Origin of the sequence: Clostridioides sp. ES-S-0054-01, assembly GCA_021561035.1 — a bacterium.
Lineage (GTDB): Bacteria > Bacillota > Clostridia > Peptostreptococcales > Peptostreptococcaceae > Clostridioides.
The window spans coordinates 3,652,014-3,677,709 of sequence record CP067346.1 but is presented as its reverse complement, the minus strand read 5'-3'; the positions used below and the strand labels follow the sequence as shown (position 1 = coordinate 3,677,709).

18 protein-coding genes and 3 rRNA genes are annotated in these 25,696 nt (G+C 32.2%); 20 read left to right on the top strand and 1 reads right to left on the bottom strand.

From position 1 onward, the window contains the following. Positions 1 to 4: 4 nt before the first annotated feature. The 20 genes from JJC02_16715 to JJC02_16620 all read left to right on the top strand — a co-directional run bounded on the left by JJC02_16715 (position 5) and on the right by JJC02_16620 (position 22,479). Positions 5 to 1,231, top strand: a complete 1,227-nt coding sequence (locus tag JJC02_16715; protein UDN54482.1) for a cobalt-precorrin-5B (C(1))-methyltransferase — start codon at positions 5 to 7, stop codon at positions 1,229 to 1,231. Then, positions 1,228 to 1,839, top strand: coding sequence for a cobalt-precorrin-7 (C(5))-methyltransferase (locus tag JJC02_16710; GenBank protein ID UDN54481.1), 612 nt, complete (start codon positions 1,228 to 1,230; stop codon positions 1,837 to 1,839). Before JJC02_16715 ends, JJC02_16710 begins: the two co-directional genes overlap by 4 nt. Next, positions 1,826 to 2,401: a decarboxylating cobalt-precorrin-6B (C(15))-methyltransferase gene (locus JJC02_16705; GenBank protein UDN54480.1), complete on the top strand. Its 576-nt coding sequence runs from the start codon at positions 1,826 to 1,828 to the stop codon at positions 2,399 to 2,401. Before JJC02_16710 ends, JJC02_16705 begins: the two co-directional genes overlap by 14 nt. Beyond that, complete coding sequence (locus tag JJC02_16700; GenBank protein UDN54479.1) at positions 2,394 to 3,146, top strand: cobalt-precorrin-4 methyltransferase; 753 nt, start codon at positions 2,394 to 2,396, stop codon at positions 3,144 to 3,146. Before JJC02_16705 ends, JJC02_16700 begins: the two co-directional genes overlap by 8 nt. Beyond that, positions 3,130 to 4,251 (top strand): cobalt-precorrin 5A hydrolase, encoded by a 1,122-nt coding sequence (gene cbiG / locus JJC02_16695; GenBank protein UDN56449.1) that lies wholly within the window; start codon positions 3,130 to 3,132, stop codon positions 4,249 to 4,251. The genes JJC02_16700 and cbiG overlap by 17 nt, the downstream gene beginning before the upstream one ends. After that, the gene (gene cobJ, locus JJC02_16690; protein ID UDN54478.1) at positions 4,248 to 4,973 is read left to right on the top strand and encodes a precorrin-3B C(17)-methyltransferase; all 726 of its coding nucleotides are present in this window, start codon (positions 4,248 to 4,250) and stop codon (positions 4,971 to 4,973) included. The genes cbiG and cobJ overlap by 4 nt, the downstream gene beginning before the upstream one ends. Continuing rightward, entirely contained in the window at positions 4,970 to 5,719 is a 750-nt protein-coding gene (gene cobK / locus JJC02_16685; protein ID UDN54477.1) for a precorrin-6A reductase, read from the top strand. Before cobJ ends, cobK begins: the two co-directional genes overlap by 4 nt. Before the next feature lie 19 nt (positions 5,720 to 5,738). Further along, a complete protein-coding gene (locus tag JJC02_16680) occupies positions 5,739 to 7,217 on the top strand; it encodes a cobalt-factor II C(20)-methyltransferase (protein UDN54476.1) in 1,479 nt (492 codons plus the stop codon). Between the two features lie 25 nt (positions 7,218 to 7,242). Next, complete coding sequence (gene hemC, locus JJC02_16675) at positions 7,243 to 8,148, top strand: hydroxymethylbilane synthase (protein UDN54475.1); 906 nt, start codon at positions 7,243 to 7,245, stop codon at positions 8,146 to 8,148. Then, positions 8,138 to 9,637 carry a uroporphyrinogen-III C-methyltransferase gene (gene cobA, locus JJC02_16670; protein UDN54474.1) on the top strand — a complete coding sequence of 500 codons (1,500 nt, stop codon included), beginning with the start codon at positions 8,138 to 8,140 and terminating at the stop codon, positions 9,635 to 9,637. The genes hemC and cobA overlap by 11 nt, the downstream gene beginning before the upstream one ends. Before the next feature lie 15 nt (positions 9,638 to 9,652). Beyond that, the gene (hemB, locus tag JJC02_16665; GenBank protein ID UDN54473.1) at positions 9,653 to 10,618 is read left to right on the top strand and encodes a porphobilinogen synthase; all 966 of its coding nucleotides are present in this window, start codon (positions 9,653 to 9,655) and stop codon (positions 10,616 to 10,618) included. Between the two features lie 152 nt (positions 10,619 to 10,770). Further along, positions 10,771 to 11,349, top strand: a complete 579-nt coding sequence (locus tag JJC02_16660) for a bifunctional precorrin-2 dehydrogenase/sirohydrochlorin ferrochelatase (GenBank protein UDN54472.1) — start codon at positions 10,771 to 10,773, stop codon at positions 11,347 to 11,349. Positions 11,350 to 11,542: 193 nt separating this feature from the next. Then, positions 11,543 to 13,045, top strand: a 16S ribosomal RNA gene (locus tag JJC02_16655). Positions 13,046 to 13,329: 284 nt separating this feature from the next. After that, positions 13,330 to 16,226: ribosomal RNA gene (locus JJC02_16650) — 23S ribosomal RNA — on the top strand. Positions 16,227 to 16,352: 126 nt separating this feature from the next. Next, positions 16,353 to 16,469: ribosomal RNA gene (gene rrf, locus JJC02_16645) — 5S ribosomal RNA — on the top strand. Together the 16S, 23S and 5S rRNA genes form the textbook arrangement of a ribosomal RNA operon. A gap of 512 nt (positions 16,470 to 16,981) precedes the next feature. After that, positions 16,982 to 18,052, top strand: a complete 1,071-nt coding sequence (locus tag JJC02_16640; protein UDN54471.1) for an ABC transporter ATP-binding protein — start codon at positions 16,982 to 16,984, stop codon at positions 18,050 to 18,052. After that, on the top strand, positions 18,036 to 18,905 hold the full coding sequence (locus JJC02_16635) for a sugar ABC transporter permease (GenBank protein UDN54470.1): 870 nt from the start codon (positions 18,036 to 18,038) through the stop codon (positions 18,903 to 18,905). The genes JJC02_16640 and JJC02_16635 overlap by 17 nt, the downstream gene beginning before the upstream one ends. A 54-nt stretch (positions 18,906 to 18,959) precedes the next feature. Next, a complete protein-coding gene (locus JJC02_16630; protein ID UDN54469.1) occupies positions 18,960 to 19,820 on the top strand; it encodes a carbohydrate ABC transporter permease in 861 nt (286 codons plus the stop codon). Between the two features lie 30 nt (positions 19,821 to 19,850). Next, positions 19,851 to 21,155, top strand: a complete 1,305-nt coding sequence (locus JJC02_16625; protein UDN54468.1) for an ABC transporter substrate-binding protein — start codon at positions 19,851 to 19,853, stop codon at positions 21,153 to 21,155. A 61-nt stretch (positions 21,156 to 21,216) separates the two neighbouring features. Continuing rightward, positions 21,217 to 22,479 carry an alkaline phosphatase family protein gene (locus tag JJC02_16620; protein UDN54467.1) on the top strand — a complete coding sequence of 421 codons (1,263 nt, stop codon included), beginning with the start codon at positions 21,217 to 21,219 and terminating at the stop codon, positions 22,477 to 22,479. A 367-nt stretch (positions 22,480 to 22,846) separates the two neighbouring features. Here JJC02_16620 and JJC02_16615 read toward each other — a convergent pair whose 3' ends face one another. Further along, the gene (locus JJC02_16615) at positions 22,847 to 25,594 is read right to left on the bottom strand and encodes a sigma 54-interacting transcriptional regulator (protein UDN54466.1); all 2,748 of its coding nucleotides are present in this window, start codon (positions 25,592 to 25,594) and stop codon (positions 22,847 to 22,849) included. Positions 25,595 to 25,696 lie beyond the last annotated feature (102 nt).

The following is a 25,696-nucleotide window of genomic DNA, read 5'->3' as shown; positions in this document are numbered from 1 at the left end:
TTATATGGAAGAATATGTATATGTAGATGGTAAAAAATATCGAAGAGGATATACTACAGGTTCATGTGCAACAGGTGCATCTAAAGCTGCTGTATATATGCTGATTACAAAAAATAGAATCAATACTATAAATATAGATACTCCTAAAGGGATACCACTATCACTAAAAGTTGATAATGTAAATATTTCTGATACATTTGTAGAGTGTTCTATAAAAAAAGATGGTGGGGATGATATAGATGCAACTCATACCATGGATATTTACGCAAGAGCTGAAATTGTGTCTAAAAATGATGAGAACAAAGAGTATCTTACTCTAGGTGATATAGATAGTTTAAGTACCAACAGTGAGTGTCAAAGTAAACTCTATAAGTTTATTAGGATTTATGGTGGAAATGGTATTGGTGTGGTTACGAAAAAAGGGCTAAGTGTAGATGTTGGTAAGCCTGCTATAAATCCGACTCCACTTAAAATGATAAATCATGAAATAAGAAAGCTTATAGGAGATAATTTTGAATCTATACTTGGAGATAATAAAGTTTTAAAAATAACAATCTTTGCTCCACAAGGAGAAAACATAGCAAAAAAAACATTTAATCCAAGGTTAGGTATAGTTGGAGGAATATCTATAATAGGAACAACAGGAATTGTTGAACCTATGAGTGATGAGGGATGGAAGAAGTCTTTATCTATAGAACTTCAAATGAAAAAAGAACAAGGTTTAGATAAAGTAATATTGGTTCCAGGAAATCATGGAGAACAGTTTATAAGAGAAAAACTAAACTTAGACATTAAGTATGTAGTTAGGACAAGTAATTTTATAGGTTATATGATTAAAGAAGCTCAAAGAATAGGATATAAAAAAATCTTAATGGCAGGTCATATAGGTAAATTTATAAAAGTATCTGCTGGTATTTTCAATACTCATAGTAAGGTAGCAGATGCTAGAAGTGAGATATTAGTGGCAAACTTAGCCTTAATGGGAGCTACATACGAATTTTTAAATAAAATAAATCAATGCCTAACTGCTGAAGAAGCTGTAGAGCTAATAAATAATAGTGAATATAGACAAGTATATAATATATTGAGTAATAAATGTAGGGAGAGAGTAAAGCAGTACTTGAATGAAGATTCAGATGACATTGATGTGGAAGTAATCATGTTTTCAATGGATAAGTCTTTATTAGGTAAATCGGATAATGCAGATGCATTAGTGGAGGTCTTTATATGATAAATATAATAGGTCTAGGACCTGGAAACTTAGACTATATAACAAAAAAAGGTGAAAATTTAATTTCCACTTCTGATGTATTAATTGGCGGTAAGAGGAATCTAGAATCTATAAAGAATTTTGAAGGTGAAAAGATAATCCTAGACTCTAATTTGAGAGAAATTATAGAGTACATAAATAACAATAAAGAAAAGCAAATATCAATAATAGCGTCTGGTGACCCACTAATATATGGGATAGGTAGATATATATCCAAAAATATTGACAATAAGATGCTAAATATGGTTTCTGGAATTAGTTCTTTACAATATATATTTTCAAAAATATATGTTGATATGAATGATGTATATATTACAAGTAGTCATGGTAAAGTACCAGATTTTGATTACATATTGTCACATAAAAAAGTATGCATGGTTACAGACTTTAAGATAGGACCAAAACAAATAAGCAAGGAAATAATAGACAGAAATCTAAATAAAATTATTGTTGTAGGAGAAAATTTATCATACGACAATGAAAAAATAACAATAGCAAAACCAGAAGAAATAATAAGAATGGATAATTTCGAGATGAATGTTGTGGTGATTTTAGATGAAGAACAGTGAATTTATAACAGGTAAAGTTCCAATTACAAAAGAAGAAGTTAGGGCGATATCAATAAGTAAGTTGGCTTTAGTAAATGCTAAAACTTTCATAGATATAGGTGCTGGGACAGGCAGTGTAAGTATAGAATCAGCATATAATTATCCAGATTTAAATGTTATATCTATAGAAAGAAATGATGCTGCTTTAGAACTTATAAAAGAAAACGTAAAAAAGTTTAATTTGAAAAATGTAGAGGTAATAAAAGGATATGCTCCTATCAGTATAGATTTAGATAGACAAGTGGATGCTATTTTTATTGGAGGTACAGGAAATAATTTGGAAGAAATAATAGCATGGTCTAAAAATACTTTAATCACTGGAGGTAGACTTGTAGCTAACTTTATAATACTAGAGACGTTTAATCAAACTTTAAATCTACTTAGGAAACATGGATTTAAAGAAATAGACGTATGTGTTTTGAATGTTTCTAAACTAGAGAAACTAGGGAAAGGTGAATATTTTAAACCACTAAATCCTATATATATAATATCTTGTGAAAAAGGGGAAAATAATGATGAATAAAGTACATTTTGTAGGAGCAGGACCTGGAGATAAAGAGCTAATAACATTAAAAGGATACAAACTATTAAGTAATGCAGATGTAGTAATATATGCAGGTTCACTTGTTAATCCTGAACTTTTGGAGTACTGTAAAGAAGGTTGTCAAATACATAATAGCGCACATATGGATTTACAAGAAATAATAGATGTTATGAAGGAAGGTATAGAAAATAATAAGTCTGTTGTAAGATTACAAACAGGTGATTTTTCTATATATGGTTCAATTAGAGAACAAGTGGAGGATTTAAATAAATTAAATATAGATTATGACTGTACACCAGGAGTAAGTTCTTTTTTAGGAGCAGCCTCATCTTTAGGAGTTGAATATACAGTTCCAGAAATTTCTCAAAGTGTAATTATAACAAGAATGGAAGGAAGAACTCCAGTTCCAGAGAAAGAGTCAATACAATCATATGCTAAGCATCAGACATCTATGGTAATATTTTTATCTGTTCAAGAAATTGAGAAAGTTGTGTCTAGATTACTGGAAGGTGGATATCCAAAAGATACTCCTATAGCAGTTATATATAAAGCAACTTGGGCAGATGAAAAGATAGTTAAAGGAACCTTAAGTGATATAGCTGTAAAAGTTAAAGAAAATAATATAAACAAAACTGCTTTAATAATGGTTGGAAGATTTTTAGGAGAAGAATATAATAACTCAAAGTTATATGACAAGGATTTTAAACATGAATATAGAGGGTAATATTGCTATAATCTGTATAACAGAGAATGGAAAAAATCTAGCTATAAAGATAAAATCTTTAGTAAATAACTGTGTTGTATATCAAATAAAAAATAAAAAAAGTTATTTAAATGTTCAAGAAACATGTGTACATATAGTTCAAAAGAAACTAAGCGATTTTGTGGGAGAAGTATTTAATAAATTTGATTATATAGTATTTATAATGGCTACGGGTATAGTTGTACGAAGTATAGCACCATATATAGTGAGTAAGTTTAGTGACCCTGCTATTTTAGTTATAGATGAAAAGGGAAATAATGTAATAAGTTTATTAAGTGGACATGTTGGAGGTGCAAATAGTCTAACAAATCATATAAGTAGTCTTATTGATGCTAATCCAGTAATAACAACAGCTACTGACGTCAATAAAAAAGCTTCTTTGGACATGATAGCAAAATACTTAAATGCACATATTGATAACTTTAGAGAGAATATAAAAGAAGTAAATTCTATGCTGGTAAACAATAGATGTGTTGGCTTGTATATTGACGGAGGATATAAAGTTGATACTAGAGGATTTAAACTTATAGAAAGTAGTAAAGAGTTAAAAGAGAGTTATTTAGATGTTAATATAGAAAAAATAGTTGTAATAAGTAATAAGAAAAATTTAAATAAAGATATTGAAGTTTTAGATAAAGATAATAAATTTAAAAATAGTTATTTTAGTGAGAAAATAGTTAAAGTAATTCCAAAAGATATAGTAATAGGCATTGGATGTAGAAGAGATACGGATAGTAAGTTAATGTTAGATTCGCTATTGAAATTTTTTGATAATCAAGATATAGATGCTAAAGCAGTTCGAACAATTGGAAGTATTGAGCTTAAAAAAGATGAAAAAGCGATTATTGACTTATCAAAAACATTGCAAGTACCATTTGAGATATTTTCAGTAGATGAAATATCAAAGGTTGATAATTTATTCGATAAATCTGATTTTGTTAAAAAAAATGTGGGAGTGTATTCAGTGGCTGAGCCTGTAGCATATCTTTTGAGCAAAGGTAACTTAATAGTTGAAAAACATAAATATAAAGGAATAACTTTTTCAGTGGGGAGAGTAAAAATATGATATACGTTGTAGGAATTGGTCCAGGAAGCAAAGATACCATGACTTTAGAGGCAATAAAAGCAATAGAAGATTCTGAGGCTATTGTTGGGTATAAGACTTATATAAATTTAATAGAAGAATTTATAAAAAATAAGGAAATAATTCAAAATGGTATGAGACAAGAAGTTGATAGATGTAAACAAGCAGTAGAAGAAGCAAAGAAAGGAAAAAAAGTAGCAGTTGTAAGTAGTGGTGATGCTGGAATATATGGAATGGCAGGTCTTATTTTAGAATTAATATCTAAAGAAAAGGAAGATATAAAAGTAAAAGTGATTCCAGGTGTTACTGCAAGTATTGGTGCAGCAGCTATACTTGGAGCTCCTATTATGCACGATTTTTGTCATATAAGTTTAAGCGATTTAATGACTCCATGGGAGGTAATTGAAAAAAGATTAAGACTGGCTGCCGAAGCTGACTTTGTAATTTGTTTGTATAATCCAAGAAGTAAAGGAAGAAGTGAGCATTTAAGTAAAGCATTTAAAATAATGGGCGAATTTAAAAATGGAAATACACCTGTTGGAGTGGTCAAAGATGTAGGTAGAGAAAATGAAGAAAAATTTGTATGTACTTTTGAAAGTATGGACTTTGAAAAAGTCGATATGACTACAATGGTTATAATCGGAAATAAATCTACTTATATTGATGGTGAGTTGATGATAACTCCAAGAGGTTATACAGTATGATTTTGATTTTAGGAGGAACTTCAGATAGCTTATCTATATGCGATAAGATAAATGAACTAAATCAACCATATATACTTTCAGTAACCACAGATTATGGAAAGGAACTTGCACAACGACATACAAAAAATGTAATTTTAGGGAAACTCGGAAAAGAGGAAATGCTAAAATTTATAAAAGATAATCGTATAGTAAAAATAATAGATGCAACTCATCCTTATGCAGTTGAAGTATCTAAAAATGCTATGTATTGTGCAAAACTATCAAATATAGAATACATAAGGTTTGAGAGAAAATCTCTAATTGAAGAAATAGATTATGATAATAAGTTTATAGTAAATACAATTGAAGAAGCCTGTGAAATAGCAAATAAAATAGGAAAAAATGTATTCATAGGAACAGGAAGTAAAAATTTGAATAGATTTGTAGAAGAAATAAATGATAAAAACTTAGTAGTTAGAGTTCTTCCAACTAGTGAAGTTATACTAAGTTGTGAAAAATTAGGTTTAAACGCAGATAATATAGTAGCTATGAAAGGACCGTTTAGCCAGTGTATAAACGAAGAAACTTATAAGCATTATGGCATAGACTTAGTTATAACAAAAGAAAGTGGAATAGCAGGTGGTTTCTTAGAAAAAGTAAATGCATGTAAAAGTTTCAATATACCAGTGATAATTATTAAGAGAGAATCAATTAACTATGAAAATGTAATCAATGATATAAATAAAATTAAAGATATACTTGTGTAATTTTTTAGGAGGAGAACATATGAAGAAGGCATTATTAGTAGTGAGTTTTGGTACAAGCTATAATGAAACGAGAGAAAAGACAATAGATATATGTGAAAATAAAATAAAAAATTCATTAAAAAACTATGATTTTTTTAGAGCTTATACATCAAATATGATAATAAATAAAATAAGAAAAAGAGATGGAATAGAGATAGATAATCCAATACAAGCTTTAGATAAAATATATGAACAAGGATATGATGAAGTAATAATTCAAACTCTTCATATTATATGTGGAGAAGAATTTAATAAGTTAAAAGAACAAGTGGAAAGCTACTCATCTAAATTTAAAAAGATTGTATTAGGAAGACCTTTACTTACACATATTGAGGACTATCAAGAATCTGTAGAGGCGATTAAACATCAAATGCCTCATATGGAAAATGACGAAGCAGTAGTATTTATGGGACATGGAACTCTTCATGAATCACATTCAGCATATCCAGCATTGGAATATATGCTTAGAGATAATGGAATAAATGCTTATGTTGGGACAGTTGAAGGATATCCAGAAATAGAACATGTAATAAGAAGGCTGAAAGAAGGAAACATAAAAACTGTAAATTTGATGCCATTTATGTTAGTTGCAGGTGACCATGCTGTAAATGATATGGCAGGAGATGAAGAAGATTCTTGGAAAACAATCTTAGAAGAGAATGGGTTTAATGTAAACATACATTTAAAAGGTCTGGGTGAAAATCCTTATATACAAGATAAATTTGTTCGTCATGCGACTAAATGTGCAGAAAATGTTAAGTTTTATGGTATAGGAGCAGGTCCAGGAGATAGTTCTTTACTTACTATGAAAGCAGTTAGTATATTAAAAAAATTAGATATTTTATATACTCCAGAATCAAAAAAAGGTGGAGATAGCTTAGCTTTATCAATAGTTAAAGAATACTTAAATGAATCAATAGAGATAAAATCTAGACATTTTCCAATGTGTTTTGATGGAAATGAAAAAAATATAGCGTGGGACAATATAGCTGAAGAGATTGTTTCAGATGTTAAGAATGGTAAAAATGTAGGATTTGTTACATTAGGAGACCCTATGATTTATAGCACGTATGTGTACATAATGAAAAGAATATCAGATGAGATAGAAGTGGAAACTATACCAGGAATTTCATCATTTTCTAATATAGCATCCAATCAAAATTTCCCATTAGTAATGGATAAGGAAGCCTTAGTAGTAGTTCCTTGTACTATGGAAGATGATAAAATAGAACATGCTTTACAAAATTATAACTCAATAGTATTGATGAAAGTATATAAGAACTTTAAAGATATAATAAAAAAACTAGAAAAATATAATCTAATAGAACATGCTATTTTAGTAAGCAATTCGTCTCAAGAAGGTGAAACTGTATTTAAAGATTTACGAGAGGCACATCTTGAAGATAAAATATCTTATTTTTCTACAATACTAATAAATAAAGAGAACAAAATAAACTAAGGTAACATTTTAAAGGAGATTTGGTATGAATATTGTGGTTGGAACTAGGGGTAGTAATCTAGCACTTATACAAACAGAATGGGTAATTAATGAACTAAAAAAGAAGTATCCAGATATTAGTTTTGAGATTAAAGTCATAAAGACAAAAGGGGATTTGATTCAAAATGTTTCCCTAGATAAAATAGGCGATAAAGGGTTGTTTGTCAAAGAAATAGAGCAACAATTATTAGATGGAAAGATAGACGTAGCAGTACATAGTATGAAGGATATGCCATCTTATTTAGCAGATGGACTAAAATTTGCTCACACACCTAAGAGAGAAGACCCAAGAGATGTTCTGATACTTAGAGAAGGATATAAAAACTTAGATGATTTACCTCATGGAGCAGTAATAGGAACAGGAAGCAAAAGAAGAAAATTTCAATTATTGAAACAAAGACCAGACTTAAATGTGGTTCAAGTTAGAGGTAATGTAGAAACTAGGATACGAAAAATAAAAGATGAAAATATGCATGGGATTGTCTTGGCGGCATCAGGAATAATAAGAGCTAATTTACAAGATAAAATAAGTTCTTATTTACCTGTTGATGTTGTTATTCCAGCACCTGCCCAAGGAGCTTTGGCTATAGAGATTAGAAGTAACGATAGTAATATAGAGAAAATAGTGAATTCGCTAAAAGACGAGAATACAGAAATCCAAATATTGGCTGAGAGAGGTTTTTTGGATGGTGTAAATGGAAGTTGTCATATTCCAATGGCAGCTTATTGTGAAATAATTCAAGATAAAATACACCTTACTGGTTTATATGGAGATTCAGAAGGAAATAAAATAGTAATCAAGTCTATAGATGGAGATATTTCTTCTCCTAGAGAGTTAGGTTTAAAGTTAGCTAAACTTGTATTGAAGGAGTATGAGAATTATGAAGGGTAAGGTTTACTTAGTAGGGGCAGGACCAGGTGATTATAAACTTATGACTTTAAAAGGTTTGGAGTGTATAAGAAAATCTGATGTAATAGTATATGATAGATTAGCAAATAGTAGTTACCTAAGGGAGGCTAAGCCTGGTTGTGAACTTATATATGTAGGAAAGGCATCAAGTAATCATATTTTGCCACAGGAAGATATAAATAGAATTATAGTAGAAAAAGCTAAAGAAGGAAAATATGTGACTCGTCTTAAGGGAGGAGACCCTTATGTATTTGGTAGAGGAGGCGAAGAAGCAGAGACTTTAGTAGATGAAGGTATAGAATTTGAAGTAATTCCAGGTATAACCTCTGCTATAGGAGGTTTATGTTATGCTGGTATTCCTATAACACATAGAGATCATGCTTCATCATTTCATGTAATAACAGGTCATTTGAAGGATGATGATAGTGAAGAATTAAATTGGAATGCTCTTGCGAATAATAAGGGTACTCTTGTATTTTTAATGGGAATCTCAAACTTAAAGAGAATAAGTGAAAACTTAATGAAAGAGGGAAAAGATAAAGATACAGCAGTTGCTCTTATAAGTTGGGCAACTAGATATAATCAAAGAGTTGTTACATCTACACTTGAGAATGTTTATGAAACTGCTATTAAAGAAGAAGTAAAGCCACCAACCCTTATAGTAGTTGGAAGTGTTGTGGGTCTTAGAGAAAAGTTGAACTTCTTTGAGAATAAGCCTTTGTTTGGAAAAAGTATTGCTGTAACTAGGTCTAGAAATCAAAATAGTGTATTGGTAGAAAAAATAATGGATTTAGGTGGAAATCCAGTTGAAATACCTACTATAAAGATAGAAAAGCTACAAAATAATATTAAGTTAGAAAACGAAATAAAAAGTATAAACAAATATAATTATCTAATATTAACTAGTAAAAATGCTGTAGAAATCTTTTTTGAAAAGATATATGAAATGAATTTTGATTTAAGGATATTATCTAATTTAAAAGTATGTGCTATAGGTTCTGCTACATCAAATGAATTGAGAAAAAGAGGAATTATAGCAGATATAGTACCAAAAAAATTTGTGGCAGAGTCACTGTATGAAGAGTTAATGCCTATTTTGAAAAGTAGTGATAATATACTTATACCAAGAGCAGAAAATGCTAGAGACTATCTAGTTGACAAGCTTAAGAATATTTGTGAGGTAACAGAAGTACATACGTATAGAACCGTAATAGATGAAAGTAAAAAAGATGAGATATTAGATATTTTAAATTCTAATGATATAGATTATATAACTTTTACTAGTTCCTCAACAGTAAATAATCTTGTTGAAATTATAGGAAAAGAAAATATTAAAATATTAGACAAAATAAAAACACTATCTATAGGACCTATAACTACAGAGACAATAAATAGTTTAGGTATAAAGTTATATAAAGAAGCTACTAAATCTACGATAGATTCGTTAGTAGATTTAATTATAAAGAATTAATTTTGGAGGCTTGATATGTTAAGAAGACCAAGAAGACTAAGAGCAAGTAAAGCAATCAGAAATTTAGTGAGAGAAACTAAAGTTAATGTAGAAGATTTAATATATCCACTATTTGTAGTAGAGGGAGAACATATAAAAGAAGAAATTAAATCTTTACCAGATGTCTATCATTTATCAATTGATATGTTAGAAGAAGAAGTAAAAGAAATTAGTGAGTTGGGAATTGAACATATAATGTTATTTGGTGTTCCAGATGAAAAAGATGAGTGTGCTTCACAAGCATTTAATGATAATGGAATAGTTCAAAAGGCAATTAGAAAGGTTAAAGAGATAAATCCAGATATGAATGTAATAACAGATGTCTGTATGTGTCAATATACAAGTCATGGACATTGTGGAATTCTAACTAATACTGGTTATGTTGACAATGATAAATCATTAGAGTATTTGGCTAAAATATCTGTAAGTCATGCTAAAGCAGGAGCAGATATGGTTGCTCCGTCTGATATGATGGATGGAAGAATACAAGCAATAAGAGAAGCTTTAGATAAAAGTGGATTAGAAAATGTAGGAATAATGGCTTACAGTGTCAAATACGCTTCAAATTTTTATGGACCTTTTAGAGAAGCAGCTCATTCAGCGCCATCTTTTGGAGATAGAAAAACGTATCAAATGGACCCAGCAAATAGCAATGAAGCTATAATAGAAACGGAGCTTGATATATTAGAAGGTGCAGATATACTTATGGTTAAACCTGCATTATCGTATTTAGATATAATAAGAAGAGTTAAAGACAATTTTGATTTACCCTTAGCAGCTTATAATGTAAGTGGAGAATATTCTATGCTTAAGTTTGCAGTTAGAGAAGGGTTATTAAATGAAGATGTAATTCTTGAATCAATTACCTCTATAAAAAGAGCTGGAGCAGATATAATAATAACTTATTTTGCTAAAGATATTGCTAAGTTGTTGAAAAAATAAATTCTAGAAGTATAAAGAATGTTGAAAAGTATAGGAATTTTAGTTAGCTATTTTACAGTATTTTTATTTAGAAATTTATTGAATAAGAATATATACTAATTTATAATTTCTATACTTTATTTATGTAATTAAATAAACTTTGGAGGTGGAAAATGCTGTATCCTATTAATTTAAAATTAGATGATTTAGATGTAGTTATAATTGGTGGAGGAGAAGTTGCATATAGGAAATGTAAAAATTTTTTAGAATTCAATAAGAGTGTTACTATAGTTTCTAAACAAATTTTAAATAAGTTTTATGAGTCAGAAGGAAATATAAAAATAATAAAGGATGATTATAAAGAAGTGTATATAGAGAGTGCTTCTGTAATAGTCGCTGCTACAAATAATAGGGAATTGAATATGGAAATAGGATTATATTGTAGAGCAAAAAATAAATTAGTAAATGTTGTTGACAACGTAGAAATATCAAATTTTACTGTTCCATCATATATAAAAAGAGGCGATTTACTTATAAGTATATCTACTGGGGGTAAAAGTCCTTCATTATCATCAAAGATAAAGAAAGAGCTTGAGGAGAGATACACTGAAGATTATGAGGAATATTTAAATGTATTAGGTGATATTAGAAAAAAAGTTATAAAAAAATATGAAGATAAAATTAAAAGAAAAGATATACTCAATAGGTTGATAACACTAGATTTAGAAGAGTTAAAAAAATTTGATATATAAAAAATAAAATAAAAAATATTAAAAATGTATTGACGGATTATTTTTAAGGTGATATAGTATTACTTGTCCTTAAGAAAAGGGCAGACATAAAAAATGAACTTTGAAAATTAAACAGTAGGTTAATTTATAAAACAAGAAACAAACCATAAAGCCAGATATTTTGATAACAATAGTATCTGAGCCTGATAAACTTTTATTTGAGAGTTTGATCCTGGCTCAGGATGAACGCTGGCGGCGTGCCTAACACATGCAAGTTGAGCGATTTACTTAGGTAAAGAGCGGCGGACGGGTGAGTAACGCGTGGGTAACCTACCCTGTACACACGGATAACATACCGAAAGGTATGCTAATACGGGATAACATATTTGAGAGGCATCTCTTGAATATCAAAGGTGAGCCAGTACAGGATGGACCCGCGTCTGATTAGCTAGTTGGTAAGGTAACGGCTTACCAAGGCGACGATCAGTAGCCGACCTGAGAGGGTGATCGGCCACATTGGAACTGAGACACGGTCCAAACTCCTACGGGAGGCAGCAGTGGGGAATATTGCACAATGGGCGAAAGCCTGATGCAGCAACGCCGCGTGAGTGATGAAGGCCTTCGGGTCGTAAAACTCTGTCCTCAAGGAAGATAATGACGGTACTTGAGGAGGAAGCCCCGGCTAACTACGTGCCAGCAGCCGCGGTAATACGTAGGGGGCTAGCGTTATCCGGATTTACTGGGCGTAAAGGGTGCGTAGGCGGTCTTTCAAGTCAGGAGTGAAAGGCTACGGCTCAACCGTAGTAAGCTCTTGAAACTGGGAGACTTGAGTGCAGGAGAGGAGAGTGGAATTCCTAGTGTAGCGGTGAAATGCGTAGATATTAGGAGGAACACCAGTTGCGAAGGCGGCTCTCTGGACTGTAACTGACGCTGAGGCACGAAAGCGTGGGGAGCAAACAGGATTAGATACCCTGGTAGTCCACGCTGTAAACGATGAGTACTAGGTGTCGGGGGTTACCCCCTTCGGTGCCGCAGCTAACGCATTAAGTACTCCGCCTGGGAAGTACGCTCGCAAGAGTGAAACTCAAAGGAATTGACGGGGACCCGCACAAGTAGCGGAGCATGTGGTTTAATTCGAAGCAACGCGAAGAACCTTACCTAAGCTTGACATCCCAATGACATCTCCTTAATCGGAGAGTTCCCTTCGGGGACATTGGTGACAGGTGGTGCATGGTTGTCGTCAGCTCGTGTCGTGAGATGTTGGGTTAAGTCCCGCAACGAGCGCAACCCTTGTCTTTAGTTGCCATCATTAAGTTGGGCACTCTAGAGAGACTGCCAGGGATAACCTGGAGGAAGGTGGGGATGACGTCAAATCATCATGCCCCTTATGCTTAGGGCTACACACGTGCTACAATGGGTAGTACAGAGGGTTGCCAAGCCGTAAGGTGGAGCTAATCCCTTAAAGCTACTCTCAGTTCGGATTGTAGGCTGAAACTCGCCTACATGAAGCTGGAGTTACTAGTAATCGCAGATCAGAATGCTGCGGTGAATGCGTTCCCGGGTCTTGTACACACCGCCCGTCACACCACGGGAGTTGGAGACGCCCGAAGCCGATTATCTAACCTTTTGGAAGAAGTCGTCGAAGGTGGAATCAATAACTGGGGTGAAGTCGTAACAAGGTAGCCGTATCGGAAGGTGCGGCTGGATCACCTCCTTTCTAAGGAGAATTACCTACTGTTTAATTTTGAGGGTTCGTTTTTACGAATACTCATTGTTAGCACTTTAAGCAACGGAATTTATTCGTTGACACTGTGCGTTAGCACTTTAAGCAACAGAATAAACTGAACGCATGTGAAGTTTGTTTGTTGGCGCTGTGCTTTAGCACTTTGAAAACTGCATATATATATTTAGTGATATGACATCTAATTTGTAATATATAAAGCTGATAACTTTTTAAAATTATCAAGTTGATAGACTTTAATCTATCAAACCTTTTTAACTGGTCAAGTTATTAAGGGTGCAGGGCGGATGCCTTGGCACTAGGAGCCGATGAAGGACGTGATAAGCTGCGATAAGCTTCGGGGAGTTGCACGTAAACTTTGATCCGAAGATTTCCGAATGAGGAAACTCACTTAGAGTAATGTCTAAGTATCATTAAGTGAATACATAGCTTAATGAGGGGAACTCAGGGAACTGAAACATCTAAGTACCTGAAGGAAGAGAAAGAAATTCGATTCCGTAAGTAGCGGCGAGCGAACGCGGATTAGCCCAAACCAATAAAGTTTTCTTTATTGGGGTTGTGGACATATCATAACGAAGAGGTATCGTAATTGAAGAGGTTTGGAAAGACCCACCACAGAAGGTAATAGTCCTGTATGTTAAACGAGAAGACTTCAGATATGATCCAGAGTACCACGGGACACGTGAAACCCTGTGGGAAGCAGGAGGGACCACCCTCCAAGGCTAAATACTACCTAGTGACCGATAGCGTATAGTACCGTGAGGGAAAGGTGAAAAGAACCCCGGGAGGGGAGTGAAATAGAACCTGAAACCCTGCACTTACAAGCTGTGGAAGCACATTTCTTGTGTGACCGCGTACTTTTTGTAGAACGGGCCAACGAGTTACGTTAAGTAGCAAGGTTAAGCACTTAAGGTGTGGAGCCGTAGCGAAAGCGAGTTTTAACTGAGCGTTCAGTTACTTGACGTAGACCCGAAACCGGGCGACCTACCCATGAGCAGGATGAAGCGAAAGTAAAATTTCGTGGAGGTCCGAACCCACGAGCGTTGAAAAGCTCGGGGATGACTTGTGGGTAGCGGTGAAATTCCAATCGAGCCCGGAGATAGCTGGTTCTCCCCGAAATAGCTTTAGGGCTAGCCTCAAGGTGAGAGATACGGAGGTAGAGCACTGAATGTCCTAGGGGGTATTGCACCTACCGAAGACTATCAAACTCCGAATGCCGTCATCTTATACTTGGGAGTCAGACTGTGGGTGATAAGATTCATAGTCGAAAGGGCAACAGCCCAGATCGTCAGCTAAGGTCCCTAAATGTAAGTTAAGTGGTAAAGGATGTGGGATTGCACAGACAACCAGGATGTTGGCTTAGAAGCAGCCACTCATTCAAAGAGTGCGTAATAGCTCACTGGTCGAGTGATCCTGCGCCGAAGATTTCCGGGGCTAAAACTTACTACCGAAGCTACGGCATCATTATGATGGGTAGGGGAGCTTCCCATACGGGTTGAAGCATGACCGTAAGGACATGTGGACAGTATGGGAGTGAGAATGTTGGCATGAGTAGCGAGATGTGGGTGAGAATCCCACAGGCCGTAAACCCAAGGTTTCCAGGGGAAGGTTCGTCCGCCCTGGGTTAGTCGGGACCTAAGCTGAGGCCGAAAGGCGTAGGTGATGGACAACAGGTTGATATTCCTGTACTACCGATAACCGTTTGAGAGATGGGATGACACAGTAGGATAAGCTAAGCACACTGTTGGTTATGTGTGCCCAAGCATTGAGGCAGTCAGAGTAGGTAAATCCGCTTTGATAATGCTGGGATGTGATGGGGAGCGAAATTTAGTAGCGAAGTAGCTGATTTCACACTGTCAAGAAAAGTCTCTATCGAGGTTAAAGGTACCCGTACCGCAAACCGACACAGGTGGGTGAGGAGAGTATCCTAAGGCCAGCGAGAGAACTGTTGTTAAGGAACTCGGCAAAATGACCCCGTAACTTAGGGATAAGGGGTGCCACCATCCGGTGGCCGCAGAGAATAGGCCCAAGCGACTGTTTACCAAAAACATAGGTTTCTGCTAAGTCGCAAGACGATGTATAGGAGCTGACGCCTGCCCGGTGCTGGAAGGTTAAGGGGATCTGTTAGAGCAATCGAAGCAGTGAACTTAAGCCCCAGTAAACGGCGGCCGTAACTATAACGGTCCTAAGGTAGCGAAATTCCTTGTCGGGTAAGTTCCGACCCGCACGAAAGGCGTAACGATTTGGGCACTGTCTCAACAACAGACTCGGTGAAATTGTAATTCCGGTGAAGATGCCGGATACCTGCGACAGGACGGAAAGACCCCATGGAGCTTTACTGTAGCTTGACATTGGGTCTTGGTACTACATGTACAGGATAGGTGGGAGGCTTTGAAACCAGGACGCCAGTTTTGGCGGAGCCATCCTTGGGATACCACCCTTGTAGTACTGGGACTCTAACCATAGGCCATGAATCTGGTCTTGGGACACTGTCAGGTGGGCAGTTTGACTGGGGCGGTCGCCTCCCAAAAGGTAACGGAGGCGCTCAAAGGTTCTCTCAGTACGGTCGGAAATCGTACGTAGAGTGTAAAGGCAAAAGAGAGCTTGATTGCAAGACATACAGGTCGAGCAAGGATGAAAATCGGACTTAGTGATCCGGTGGTTCTGCGTGGAAGGGCCATCGCTCAACGGATAAAAGCTACCCTGGGGATAACAGGCTTATCTCCCCCAAGAGTCCACATCGACGGGGAGGTTTGGCACCTCGATGTCGGCTCATCACATCCTGGGGCTGTAGTAGGTCCCAAGGGTTGGGCTGTTCGCCCATTAAAGTGGTACGCGAGCTGGGTTCAGAACGTCGTGAGACAGTTCGGTCCCTATCCGTCGCAGGCGTAGGAAATTTGAGAAGACCTGTCCTTAGTACGAGAGGACCGGGATGGACGTACCTCTGGTGTACCAGTTGTCCTGCCAAGGGCATGGCTGGGTAGCTATGTACGGAATGGATAAGCGCTGAAAGCATCTAAGCGCGAAGCCAACTTCAAGATAAGATTTCCCACCGCAAGGGTAAGACCCCAGAAAGACTATCTGGTTGATAGGTCGAAGGTGTAAGTGCAGCAATGTATTTAGCTTATCGATACTAATAGGTCGAGGACTTGACCAATATTTATTTGATGTTCATTAATTAAGATATATATGTAGTTTTTAGAGTGTTAACTCTAAAGAAACTAGTGTTACTAGATTCTAAAAACTTACTAAAACTTAATAGAAATATTAAGCATAGAGATTATGTGGTTACAATAGCAGAGAGGATACACCTGTTCCCATTCCGAACACAGAAGTTAAGCTCTCTAGCGCTGATGGTACTTGGTGTGAAACTGCCTGGGAGAGTAGGACGTAGCCACGTAATTTTTTTGAGTAAACTTATTAAAATTAAAAAAAGTTTTGTTTTTTATGTTTAGACCCTATAAAATTGGGACATAATATAATTGTAAAACTTAATATAGCAAAAATAAATTACTCAATCTCCCCCACTTAAAGACCTCTATCCCCCATAGAGGTCTTTTTTATTGTACTTTTGTATTCCAATCATTAAATTTTTCTTTATTGAATTTAAAATAACATTACACTCCCAAATGCAGTTTTATAAAAATAATTAGTTTTATATACTTTATTATAAATTAAATTATATCTTTATAGTAAATCGTAGTTATGAAAATTATAGAAAGTTATAAACAATACAAATTGGATATTTACTTAATCTTTAGTATATTTAACAAAAAATGTGTATAATTTAACCTTAATTTTAATAAATTTACTATATGTTCACTTTGCCTTAATATATCCTTTACAAATTAAGAGTATTATTAATTTATAAGTAAATCAAAGGACTAAATAAAATATTTTAGGAGGATAAAAATGGCAAATATAAGACTAGAAAATGTCACAAAATCTTATAATAAAAAAAATACTGTTATAGAAAACTTAAATCTTACTATAGAAGATGGTTCTTTTACAGTGTTGGTAGGTCCAAGCGGATGTGGGAAATCTACAACATTAAGAATGATTGCAGGTCTTGAGGATATAACTTCAGGTAAGTTGAAAATTGAAGAAAATGATGTAACAAAAATGGATGCTAGTAAAAGAGATATAGCTATGGTATTTCAAAACTATGCACTATATCCACATATGACTGTTAGAGAAAATATAGAGTTTGGACTTAAAAATAAGAAAGTAGCAAAAGAAAAAAGAGAAAAACTTATACTAGAAGTTATTGATGTAGTAGGGTTACAAGATTATTTAAATGTGAAACCAGGTAACCTATCTGGAGGTCAAAGACAAAGAGTAGCACTTGCTAGAGCAATGGTTAAAAATCCAAAGGTATTTTTAATGGATGAGCCATTATCAAATCTAGATGCTAAATTAAGAAATCAAATGAGAACAGAATTAATACAATTACATCAAAAGCTAAAATCAACATTTGTTTATGTAACTCACGACCAGGTTGAAGCAATGTCTATGGCAGATAAGATAGTTATAATGAACAAAGGTAAGATAATGCAAATAGGTTCTCCAAAGAAAATATATCAAAATCCTAAAAACTTATTTGTGGCGCAGTTTATTGGAAATCCTTGTATGAATATACTAAATATGAAAAATGATGTCAAACTTGGATTTAGACCAGAAAAAGCAACACTAGAGAGTATAAATATAGATGGAAAAAATGATAGTGTATTTAGCCTATTTGGAAAAGTCATGACTAAAGAAGTCTTGGGAAATGAAACTATATATTGTCTGTCTGTTCTTAATAGTGAGGTAAGAGTTAAAACAGAAAATGATATATTTGATATTGGAAGAACTTTAAGAATAAGTTTGTTAGAAAAAGATTTATATTATTTTGATAAACATGGAGAAAGAATAGAAGATATAAAAAAATGTAAAAATATGTATTCTAAAATTAAAGGAGATATTTATGAAAAAGCGATTTAATAAAGCCTATTTATATATAACACCTGCTATTATAGGAACTCTATTGTTTATAGTATATCCAATAATTAAGACAATATCTCTAAGTTTCAAATCAGGTAGTCTTCTTAGTTCAACTTTTGAAAATGTAGGTTTAAACAATTATATAGAACTTTTAAAGAATCCAGAATTTATACAGACTATAATAAATACTGCAATCTATACTTTTTTTATGGTGGCTATATCTATCTCATTAGCTGTAGTTCTTGCTGTTTGGTTAAATAAAAACTCTATAATACACAATTTGACACAAAGTATAATCTTTACACCACATGTAATTTCATTAGTATCTGTTGCTGTATTATGGCTTTGGATTATGGAGCCACAATATGGTTTTTTAAACTGGATACTGTCAACATTGCATTTACCAACATCAAAGTGGCTTTCAAGTGAAAATTCAGCTTTGATGTCACTAATTCTGATAGGTATATGGAAAACTCTAGGATATAATATTTTAATAGTGTTATCATGTCTTAAATCTATACCAAACTATATATATGAGGCATCTAAATTAGATAATGCAAACAAAATAACTAATTTCTTTAAGGTGACCTTACCACTATTATCACCGACAATATTTTTTCTTATGATAACAACAACAACTGCATCATTTCAAGTATTTGATGAGATAAGTATAATGACACAAGGTGGTCCATTAGGTTCGACCAACATGTTATCTTATTATATATATGAGTCTGGGTTTATATATTATGACATAGGACAAGCAAATGCAGCGAGTATGTTTTTATTAGCTATAGTTATGATTGCTACATATGCTAATTTCAGATTACTGTCAAAGAAAGTTCACTATCAATAAAGAAAGTAAAATATAAGGTCTATCGAGATAAGGTCTATCGAGAAGGAGGAGAAAATGGATATTATACAACCTATCAAAAAAGACAAAATTGATATAAAAAAAATAGCATCAAAATCAATAGAAGTATTAATTTTACTACTTTTATCTGCAATATTTATATTCCCTTTTATATGGATGTTATCAACATCTTTTAAAAATCCACAAGAAATGATGCAATTACCGCCTACTATTATACCAAATGATATAGTTTTAGAAAATTATAGTACAGCATGGAATTCAGGTCCATTTTTTAGATACTTACTAAATAGTGTATTTGTAACAGGAAGTGTTCTAATTATACAGTTTTTAGTGATGGTTCCAGCAGCTTATGCATTTTCTAAGATTAAATTCAAAGGTGAGAAAATGTTATTTGGGCTTTTGCTTATAGGACTTATGATTCCGCCACAAGTAACTTTTCTACCGGTGTATATGATGATGAGTAAGCTTGGATTTATAAACACATATGTTCCGCTTATAATTCCATTTATGACATCTTCATTTGGCATATTTCTACTTAGACAAAATTTTATGCAGATTTCAGATGAGATTATTGAAGCAGCTAAACTAGATAATGCTTCTGATTTAAAAATAATGTTTAAAATAATGGTTCCTATGGCAAAACCAGCAGTAATAACATTTATATTATTCAATTTTATATATCATTGGAACAATTACTTCTGGCCTTTAGTAATGACAAATACAGATGCCATAAGAACTTTACCAATAGGAGTAGCACTTCTTAAATCTTCAGAAGGAATTACTGCATGGAATGTAATAATGGCAGGAAATATAATTCTAATTTTACCAATAATTCTTGTATATATATTTGCAAATAAAAAGGTAAAGGAAGCTTTTATGTATTCAGGAATAAAATAAAAAATTAAAGACTAAATTTGGAGGATGAAAATGAAGCTTAAAAGAAAATTAGCAACAGGATTAGCAATAACATTATTATTAGGTTCTTTAGTTGGTTGTTCAAATTCTAATGATTCAAATGCATCTAAAGGAGAAAAGACTGATAGCAATATTACAAAGATAGATTTCTGGGCTCCTTTAGGTGGAACTAATGGTGAAACTGCACAAAAAATGGTTGACCAGTTTAATAATGAACATAAGGATGTACAGGTAAATATGTTAAAACAAAAAGATTATTATGAAAATGCAACAAAATTACAGGCAGCTTTAACTTCTAAAGACCAACCAGACGTAACATTATTAGAAATAACTCAAACAGGTACATTTGCATCAGCAGGTGCTTTAGTAGATATGAGCAAGTATTTTGATAAAACTTACCAAGAAAGATTTTTTTCTGGTCTTTTAACAAATTCCTATTATGAAAATAAGTTTGTTGGAATGCCATTTAACAGAAGTACACCAATATTATACATAAATAAAGACATGGCAACTAAAGCAGGTCTTGACCCTTCAGGTCCAAAATCATGGGAAGAGCTTAAAGAGTATGCTAATAAAATGACGAATAAATCAGAAGATACTTATGGTTTTGAAACACCAATAGATATTTGGTTCTATGAAGCTATGGTGATGCAAAGTGGTGGAGAAATAGCTAATGGTAAAAAAGTAGCATTTAATAATGAAGCAGGACAAGCACCAGTTAAATTCTGGCAAGATATGATGAAAGCTGGAATAATGAAAATGCCTCCTGGTGAAGATTATAATGCTTGGGATGTGGCAAAACAAGACTTTGTAAATAGTAAAGTAGGTATGATATTCACATCAACAGCAGATTTAGCAGGGCTTATGCAACAAACAGAAGGTAAATTTGAAATATCAACAGCATTTTTACCAAAAAATCAAAAATATGCAACTCCTACAGGTGGAGCAAACTTAGTTATGCTTGAAGGTGGGACTGATAAGGAAAAAGAGGCAAGTGTAGAATTTATAAAATGGATGACACAAACTGATAAAATAGTTCAATTTAGTTCATCAACAGGATATTTACCAACAACTGAAGATGCAATAAAATCAGAAGAGTTACAAACATTATATAAAGAAAAACCTCAATATAAAGTTGCAACTGACCAATTACAATATGCCGTTGCACTTCCAATGTTAAATGGATATAAGGAAGCAACTGATAAGCTAATGGATGAGATTAAAAAGGGGCTTACTGATTTAAATGTAAATCCAAAAGATACAGTCAGCAAAGGAACTACTGCAATGCAGGCAGTAATAGATAAAACAAATAAATAATTATGTAGACTTGTAGCAGATTAAAAGTATTTAATAATATATGAATGAAGAGGTAATGTAAATGACAAAAGTTATAGTATTATCAGTAGATTCTTTATTTGAAAAAGATTTGGAATTCGTAAAAAATCTACCCAATTTTAAATATATATTAGAAAATTGTTCTATAGTAAAAAATATAAATTGTGTGTATCCTACTTTGACATATCCATGTCATACTAGCATGGTTACGGGAGTATATCCCAAAAAACATGGTATATATCATAATGAAAAATTTAACCCCAACAAAGAAAATAAAGATTGGTACTGGTATTCAAAAGACATAAAAGTAAAGACTATTATAGATGTAGCAAAAGAAAACAATCTAACTACCTCTAGTGTATTATGGCCTGTAATGGGAGCAAATCCAAATATAGACTATAATATTGCAGAAATATGGGCTCCTAATAGAGAAGATGACCCAAGAGAGGTTTTTGAAAAAAGTTCCAGTAAGATTATAATGGATGGCATTTACAACAAACATTGTCATTATATTGATTGGAAGTTAGAACCGAACATGGATTTGTTCGGAGTAAACTGTGCAGTGGATATTATAAAGGAACATAAGCCAGATTTAATGTTAATACATTTGGCTACATTGGATCATACACGACATAATTACGGTTTATTTAATGATGAAGTAAATAAAGCGTTGAAAATGAATGATGAATGGCTAGGATGTATAATTCAAGCTACAAAGGATGCTGGTACGTATGAAGATACTAATTTTATAATACTTGGAGACCACGGTCATCTTAGAGTTGATAAAGTTATAAATCCAAACGTCTTGCTTGAATCAAAAGGATTTATAACAGTTGAAAATGGCGAAGTTAAGAACTTTGATGCCTATGTAAATTCTTCTGGAATATCAGCTCAAATAATAGTAAATAATTTAGACAGATTAACAGAGCTAAGAGAACTGCTTGAAGCATCTAGAGAAGAATTATTTATAGAGAATATTTTTAGTAAAGAAGAAGCATCTAGTCTTGGTCTTGAAGGTGATTTTGAAATGGTAATTGAAGGAATTGAAGGAATTTCCTTTGGAAATGATTTAGAAGGAAGCATTATAAAGGATTCGGATATAAAAGACTACAAATTTGCTGTGGCGACACATGGTCATTTACCTACTAAGGGTAATAGACCTCCATTTATAGCTTTTGGACCTAATATTAAAAGTGGTGTGATTATAAAAGAAGGTGACTTAAGAGCTCATGCTACAACTATATTAAAATTATTTAATTTAAAGTTGGATGGAGTTGAAAAAGAAGCATTTGATTTTATTGTATAAGTTGATAAAGTATTTATTTTCAATGTATAATGGCAATACCACTCATTTATAACATCCGTATTTAATATAATTAAAATGTGGTTTTTCAAAGAACAATTATCACATAGATTAGGGGTTCTTATGAACCCCTTCTCTTTTTTTGCACAAAAAGAGATGACTCAAATTTTTATTTTGAAATCTTCCCAAATATTAAAAAGTATAAAGAGAACTTAATGGTTAATCATATGAATTTTATTTATACAACCTTAGTTTTAGAGATTGCTTTAATATGTTCTAAAAATCTAGTTAGGTAGATAATAGATTGATTTTTAACCCTAAAATAGAACTATGGAGGGGTTTATTATATAAATGAAAAATTACTATTCATCTATTCAGTAAATAAAATATCAAATATAAGACGTATTTCTAAATCAGAAATTTCTATAGTATATTCCTTTTCAATTTCTGCAAAAGAATATTTTATGACTTCAATTTTTCTTTTTTGTTTTTTTAAAAACTCATCAATATCTAACTGCTCATCAACTTTTTCTTTTCTAAGTATTCTTTCTACCATGCAACATGTATGTAAATATAGTAAGAAACGTCTATTGTTTGAAAGATTAATATCAAATTTCTCTTCCATCTTATCAACAGCTTTTTCGATTGACTTTAATATTTTTCCTACATCCAATATTGTTAGATTTTCAATTATTTTTTTTATTGAAAAATTAAATACTAAATCCTTTTTTAGTTGCTCTTCATCAATTTCAAAATTACATTTTAATAAACTAATAAATTCATCAATTTCATCTCCAACTATTAATTGATCTAAGCCTATATAATTGACTCCTTCAATCTTAGGATTATTGGTTCCTATAATTGCAATAACTTTGTAGACTTGGAATGGTAGTTCTTTTAATTTATTTTGCTTCAACTTTTTATAGTCATAAGGAATTATTGTAAGTGATTTCTGATATTGTTTTAAACTATTTTCGAGTATTTCTTGTATTTGGATAGCACTTCCCATTCCTGTGTAACAACAAGTCAGTATTGCCTTTTTCTTTTTCTCAGTTGGATAAATTAACTTTCTATTGATATTTACATTGTTTAAAACTTCATTATTAATCTCATTTATATTTTTTTCTTTTATTAATAGACTGCCTACCTCTAAAACCAATGGAGTGGATACATAATCTATAAGCAATAATGGACCTTTTATTTTTTCTTTTAATCTATTACCTAAATCTGATAAAGATCCCATATCTACTAATAAAATCAAACCATTCTCTATGTTATTATTATCAATAAATTCAATAATCTTATTTTCTATATCATCAATTGTTATATCAATTGGCATATCAATAGCTTGAAAAAAATTTTTCTTTAATAACCTATTAGCTACATTTGCCATACTACTAGCTGTAGAATAACCATGAGCTAAGATTATTGCATTTATTCCACTTTTAAATTTCTGCATACTAGTACTATTTAAATAAAATGAAATAACAATTAAATCTTCCTCTAAAAACTCATAGTCTAATTGCTCACTTAAATTTCTTAGCATTAGTTTGGCTAACCATACTGAATTTGCCATATGATTATTTATAAAAGTTATTAACTTTGGTCTAATGCTGTTCCAATCTGGATGATTAATTAAAATTTCATGTTCTTCTTTAAAATATAATAGACTTGCTATTGAGATAATTTTATTACCATCCTGTTTGGTACCATAATTTTCCTCCATAAATTTAAATGTATGTCTTATATTAAATGATAATATAGAAAATAAACTCTGATTTTTAGCATACTCTGTATTAAATACTAAATCATCTAGTAATATATTTACATTGCTCATCATCTTTTTTATGTAGTATTCATATGTTATATTTCCACTTTCTGCAGATTTGAACTCTTCTATAAATTGAAAATATGTAGTAGCAATATTTTTTTCTTCTCTACTACTTATATTCAATAGTTCTGGACATCTATAATCATAACTTCTACATTGATATCTATTCGTAAACTGATAATTAAATGTTTCTTTTATATACTCCTCACAATCAGTAGGTAAATCGGTAATTTTTACCTTAATTAAATCAGTATTTTCTCCTCTTGTATAACTACTACCACAACTATATTTGACAATATTTTTTATCTTTCCTACATTTCCTTCATAATTACTTGAAAGTAGAAATGATATAACTTGACCTGAAACTTTTATAGATTTATTAAGAATCTCACTTTCTTTTAAAAAAAAACTATCTATCAAATTAAGTTTCTCATGCTGAGGTCTCTCTGAAAAGCTAGGTATATTCACTATAACAGGTAATCTCCTTATAAATGTTGGTAAAAAGGTTGATTGTATTGACTCCGTTGTAGCAAAAATTAATCTTACCTTAGCTTTCTTTTTTATGCTATTATCTCCAAAAGGAGAAAATTCACCTGAATCCATAAAAGTAAATAACTTTTCTTGACCTTCATCAGTTAATCTATGAACTTCATCTAAAAATAAAATTCCTCCATCTGCATTTTCAAGTAAACCTTTCTTATCTTTATCAGCACCAGTAAATGAGCCTTTAGCATGTCCAAACAAAATACTTGATAATAATTCTGGATTATGATAATACTGAGCACAATTTAAAGAAATAAATGGTGCTTTTTTAGAAATAAGATTTTCTTGTATGGAATAATCATATATACTTTTTGCTAAATAAGTCTTTCCAGAACCACTAGGTCCTAAAAGCATTATAGGTAATCCATTTTGGGGATATAGTATAGCTGTTTTTATCTGATCAATTTGTTCTTTTAAACTTCCTTTTGCACCAATTACATTATTTAAAGAAGCTTTAGAACTATTACTTTTATTCTCATTAAATAATTCTTCCAATGATTCGTATTCACTTAATTCTACCTTGAAATAAAATTTTGAAAAAACATCTTTATCTAAAAAAATTACTGGATATTCTTTAACTTTTATGACGTTACCACGTTTAACTTCTTTATTTAAATAACTACTTACAGTACTTCTACTTAAATTTATATTATTAGCAATAGAATTTGTAGAATGCAGTTTTATATTATCCTTATCAAAATTTTCAGTAATTTTCTTTAAATAATTAGATAAATATTTTTCCATAGCATCTACACCCTTCCTGTAAATGTTTTTTATTATAGTTTATTTTATAATATTTCACAATTTTTAAAAAGCAAAGAAATTGAATGCTTTCAATTTCTTTGC

What these genes read in the sequence shown, in the direction of transcription:
- JJC02_16615 (UDN54466.1), bottom strand. Translation starts at nt 25,594, where the DNA reads ATGGAAAAATATTTATCTAATTATTTAAAGAAAATTACTGAAAATTTT.
- hemB (UDN54473.1), top strand. Translation starts at nt 9,653, where the DNA reads ATGTTAAGAAGACCAAGAAGACTAAGAGCAAGTAAAGCAATCAGAAAT.
- hemC (UDN54475.1), top strand. Translation starts at nt 7,243, where the DNA reads ATGAATATTGTGGTTGGAACTAGGGGTAGTAATCTAGCACTTATACAA.
- JJC02_16625 (UDN54468.1), top strand. Translation starts at nt 19,851, where the DNA reads ATGAAGCTTAAAAGAAAATTAGCAACAGGATTAGCAATAACATTATTA.
- JJC02_16715 (UDN54482.1), top strand. Translation starts at nt 5, where the DNA reads ATGGAAGAATATGTATATGTAGATGGTAAAAAATATCGAAGAGGATAT.
- cobK (UDN54477.1), top strand. Translation starts at nt 4,970, where the DNA reads ATGATTTTGATTTTAGGAGGAACTTCAGATAGCTTATCTATATGCGAT.
- JJC02_16640 (UDN54471.1), top strand. Translation starts at nt 16,982, where the DNA reads ATGGCAAATATAAGACTAGAAAATGTCACAAAATCTTATAATAAAAAA.
- JJC02_16635 (UDN54470.1), top strand. Translation starts at nt 18,036, where the DNA reads ATGAAAAAGCGATTTAATAAAGCCTATTTATATATAACACCTGCTATT.
- cbiG (UDN56449.1), top strand. Translation starts at nt 3,130, where the DNA reads ATGAATATAGAGGGTAATATTGCTATAATCTGTATAACAGAGAATGGA.
- JJC02_16620 (UDN54467.1), top strand. Translation starts at nt 21,217, where the DNA reads ATGACAAAAGTTATAGTATTATCAGTAGATTCTTTATTTGAAAAAGAT.
- JJC02_16700 (UDN54479.1), top strand. Translation starts at nt 2,394, where the DNA reads ATGAATAAAGTACATTTTGTAGGAGCAGGACCTGGAGATAAAGAGCTA.
- JJC02_16680 (UDN54476.1), top strand. Translation starts at nt 5,739, where the DNA reads ATGAAGAAGGCATTATTAGTAGTGAGTTTTGGTACAAGCTATAATGAA.
- JJC02_16660 (UDN54472.1), top strand. Translation starts at nt 10,771, where the DNA reads ATGCTGTATCCTATTAATTTAAAATTAGATGATTTAGATGTAGTTATA.
- cobJ (UDN54478.1), top strand. Translation starts at nt 4,248, where the DNA reads ATGATATACGTTGTAGGAATTGGTCCAGGAAGCAAAGATACCATGACT.
- JJC02_16710 (UDN54481.1), top strand. Translation starts at nt 1,228, where the DNA reads ATGATAAATATAATAGGTCTAGGACCTGGAAACTTAGACTATATAACA.
- JJC02_16705 (UDN54480.1), top strand. Translation starts at nt 1,826, where the DNA reads ATGAAGAACAGTGAATTTATAACAGGTAAAGTTCCAATTACAAAAGAA.
- cobA (UDN54474.1), top strand. Translation starts at nt 8,138, where the DNA reads ATGAAGGGTAAGGTTTACTTAGTAGGGGCAGGACCAGGTGATTATAAA.
- JJC02_16630 (UDN54469.1), top strand. Translation starts at nt 18,960, where the DNA reads ATGGATATTATACAACCTATCAAAAAAGACAAAATTGATATAAAAAAA.